The 3,760-nt window shown below is 45.1% G+C and carries 4 protein-coding genes; all 4 read left to right on the top strand.

What is annotated here, in order from left to right:
- The coding region (locus CCU_RS13370; protein WP_208896293.1) for a 4'-phosphopantetheinyl transferase family protein at nucleotides 1-606 on the top strand (606 nt) is incomplete at its 5' end.
- A gap of 37 nt (nucleotides 607-643) precedes the next feature.
- Nucleotides 644-1,144: a helix-turn-helix transcriptional regulator gene (locus tag CCU_RS13365; protein ID WP_015535018.1), complete on the top strand. Its 501-nt coding sequence runs from the start codon at nucleotides 644-646 to the stop codon at nucleotides 1,142-1,144.
- Nucleotides 1,145-1,165: 21 nt separating this feature from the next.
- Nucleotides 1,166-2,761 carry a peptide chain release factor 3 gene (locus CCU_RS13360; protein ID WP_015535017.1) on the top strand — a complete coding sequence of 532 codons (1,596 nt, stop codon included), beginning with the start codon at nucleotides 1,166-1,168 and terminating at the stop codon, nucleotides 2,759-2,761.
- Between the two features lie 168 nt (nucleotides 2,762-2,929).
- The coding region (gene sigG / locus CCU_RS13355) for an RNA polymerase sporulation sigma factor SigG (RefSeq protein ID WP_243440903.1) at nucleotides 2,930-3,760 on the top strand (831 nt) is incomplete at its 3' end.

Below are 3,760 nucleotides of genomic sequence, written 5' to 3'. Positions count from 1 at the left end.
AGGAATGCCAGTCTTGCAGCGGGAATCCTGCTTGCACATGCTCTCAGGGAATGTGCCGGAATTGATGAACGGCTGGTCACGTATGAGAAGAATAAGGCGGGAAAGCCGTTTATAAAGGACATTCAGTTTTCGATAAGCCATACCGAGGGTTGTGTGGCGGCTGCGATAGGCAGTGAGCCTTGTGGTATAGACGTTGAGAGAGTCAGAAGGATACCGGACAGCATAGTTAACCGCATGTATTCGGATGAGGATAAAAAATGTGTGATGTCGTGTGCACACCCGGAAATATACAGCACATGTGTGTGGACAAGGCGCGAGGCGTACAGCAAGATGACCGGAACAGGCATACTTATGAAGGATGAGGAACAGCAAATGGTCATGGACAATGCGCATATGGAGAAGAAGAATATCTGGCTGGGCAATTATGCAGTATGCAGGGCTGAGTGTGACGGCCGTATGCATATGGATGAAATAGCGGATCCTGCGCATGCAGAGGGAGATATGAATATAGACTTTATAGCTGCATTTTGCGCAGCTTCTGATGGAACTTTTTCACCGGATATTAAGATGATTGATTCGGCTGATATTGTGTGTTATTATGTTTAATTAGGTGTATTAGGAAGAACTACATAAGGAGAAAAAAATGAGTAAAAAAGCTACAAAGGCGCTTAACAATAAATATTATGTCGCAAGATATAATGCGTCTAAGGTGAACGATAACCTTACAAGCAGGGAGAAGAGTGCAGAGGTGCTCAATATAGACAGGACAAGGCTTTCAAGAATAGAGCTTGGCACAGTAGTTCCGTACCCTGAGGAGGTACTTTCCATGTCAAAGGCGTATGACATACCCGAGCTCTGTAACAGCTATTGTTCAGGCGACTGCCCTATAGGAAAAGAGACGGTGAAGCCGATAAATGCGGACAGCCTTGACAGGCTCATACTTCAGTTCCTCGGATCCTCCAAGAAGATGGAAGATATATCTGAGCAGCTTATAGAGATCACCGCTGATGGAATAGTCGATGAGACCGAGGTTGCAGCTTTTGATGCTGTCCTTGAGGAGCTGGAGAAGATGTCTGTGAATATACAGTCGCTTATGCTCTGGGCTCAGAAGAACAGGGACATTTTGAAGAATAAGAATCAATAAATTGTATATGAGGAAAAGATAATGGATGACAAGTTAAGAGAAGAGATCAACAGAAGAAGGACATTTGCCATAATTTCACATCCTGATGCAGGTAAGACTACACTCACAGAGAAGTTTCTGCTCTTTGGCGGCGCAATAAACACAGCGGGATCTGTAAAGGGAAAGGCAAATTCCAAATATGCAGTGTCGGACTGGATGGATATAGAGAAGGAGAGAGGTATCTCGGTAACCTCGTCTGTTCTGCAGTTCAATTATGACGGATATTGCATAAACATACTTGACACACCTGGACATCAGGATTTCTCGGAGGATACCTACCGTACACTTATGGCTGCGGATTCTGCGGTCATGGTGATCGATGCATCCAAGGGTGTTGAGGCTCAGACCATAAAGCTCTTCAAGGTATGTGTCATGAGACATATACCTATATTCACATTTATAAATAAGATGGACAGAGATGCAAGGGATACATTTGAGCTTCTCGATGATATAGAGACTGTTCTCGGTATCAAGACATGCCCTGTCAACTGGCCTATAGGTTCAGGAAAAGAGTTCAAGGGTGTATATGACAGAAAGACCAAGATAGTGTCCACGTTCCAGGCTATATCGACAGGTGGAGCCAAGAAGGCGGAGGAAACAGATTATCATATAGACGATGAGGCTCTCAAGGAGCTTGTCGGCCCATACCTCTTTGACCAGTTCAATGAGGAGATAGAGCTTATAGATGGTGCCACAGAGGAGATGGATATAGAGAAGGTCAGAGCCGGAGAGCTCTCCCCTGTATTTTTCGGTTCTGCGCTGAATACATTTGGTATCGAGCAGTTCCTGAACTATTTCCTTAAGATGACGACACCTCCTCTCGGACGTAATTCATCAGAGGGAATCATAGATCCTGTAACAGAGCCGTTCTCAGCTTTTGTGTTCAAGATCCAGGCAAATATGAACAAGGCTCACAGAGACAGAATCGCATTTATGAGAATCTGCTCTGGTAAGTTTGAGGCAGGCATGGAGGTATATCATGCTGCCAGCAAGAGAAAGATCAAGCTTTCCCAGCCTCAGCAGCTTATGGCTCAGGACAGAAAGATCGTCGATGAGGCTTATGCCGGTGACGTTATAGGAGTATTTGATCCTGATCTGTTCTCCATCGGAGATACGCTCACAACAGGCGGAAAGAAGTTTGAGTATGAGGGTATCCCTACATTTGCACCGGAGCACTTCTGCAGGGTTGTTCAGCTCAACAGCATGAAGCGTAAGCAGTTTGTCAAGGGTGTTACCCAGATTGCCCAGGAGGGTGCTATACAGATATTTCAGGAGTACACTGCGGGACTTTCGGAGATCATAGTCGGAGTTGTAGGTGTGCTTCAGTTTGATGTACTTAAGTACAGACTTGAGAACGAGTACGGCTGTGAGATAAGACTTGAGCCGATACCATATAACTATATCAGATGGGTGAAGGATCCTACCATAGACGTGACAAAGCTCAAGCGTGTGAGCGATGTCAAGAAGGTTAAGGACATGAAGGGTAATCCGCTTCTCCTGTTTGCAAATGAGTGGGTCATCGATCAGGTTCTCCAGCACAATGAGGGACTTGAACTTGAGGAGTTCAGAAAGAACTAGATATACGAAGATAAGAGACCATGAAGATGATGAGTGACTTAGGACACAAATTGGTTTTCATGGTCTTTTTGCGTGCATATATATCAGTAAAAGTGGTGCAAATATGAATAAATTAGCATGTATCTGACAATCCTAGTGTTAGACAGATAACACGTGGAGGGACATGATATGGCGCTGAACAGAGTGGTTATATGTGGTGTAAATACATCGAAATTACCATATCTTACAGAGGATGAGAAGAACATGCTGTTTGACAGGATGGAGCAGGGAGACAGCTCTGCCCGGGAGGAGTTTATAGAGGGGAATCTCCGCCTTGTGCTCAGCGTGATCCAGAGATTTGGCAGTTCAAATGAGAATCCGGATGATCTGTTCCAGGTTGGCTGTATAGGGCTTATCAAGGCGTTGGATAATTTTGACAGAAGTCTCAATGTCAAATTCAGTACGTACGCTGTGCCTATGATCATAGGTGAGTGCAGAAGGTATCTCAGAGATAACAATGCTATAAGAGTATCAAGGTCATTGCGTGATATAGCCTACAAGGCGATATATGCCAAGGAAAATCTCCAGAAGACAAAGGATAAGGAGCCGACGATAGAGGAGATAGCGGAGGAGATAAGTATACCGAAGGAAGATATAGTCATGTCGCTTGATGCCATATCGGCACCGCTGTCCCTGTATGAGCCGGTGTATCAGGAGGGTGGAGACACCTTGTACATCATGGATCAGATAAGAGACAGAAAGAATAAGGAGGAGATGTGGGTTGAAAACCTTGATCTCAGAGAGGCTATGGACAGGCTGTGCGACAGGGAGAAGAATATAGTGAGGCTGAGATTTTTTGAGGGAAAGACCCAGACGGAGGTGGCAGAGGAGATATGCATATCCCAGGCGCAGGTCAGCCGCCTCGAGAAGAATGCGATAAAAAGTCTTAGAAGGTATCTTGAGGACAATAAACCGGAATGTTGTACACATATAAATATCCCCCGCTGGGCCATAGTGAGA

It is taken from the genome of Coprococcus sp. ART55/1, from assembly GCF_000210595.1.
Taxonomy (GTDB): domain Bacteria; phylum Bacillota; class Clostridia; order Lachnospirales; family Lachnospiraceae; genus Coprococcus; species Coprococcus aceti.
The sequence above is the reverse complement of the archived record's forward strand: the minus strand, read 5'-3'. Positions and strand labels throughout refer to the sequence as shown.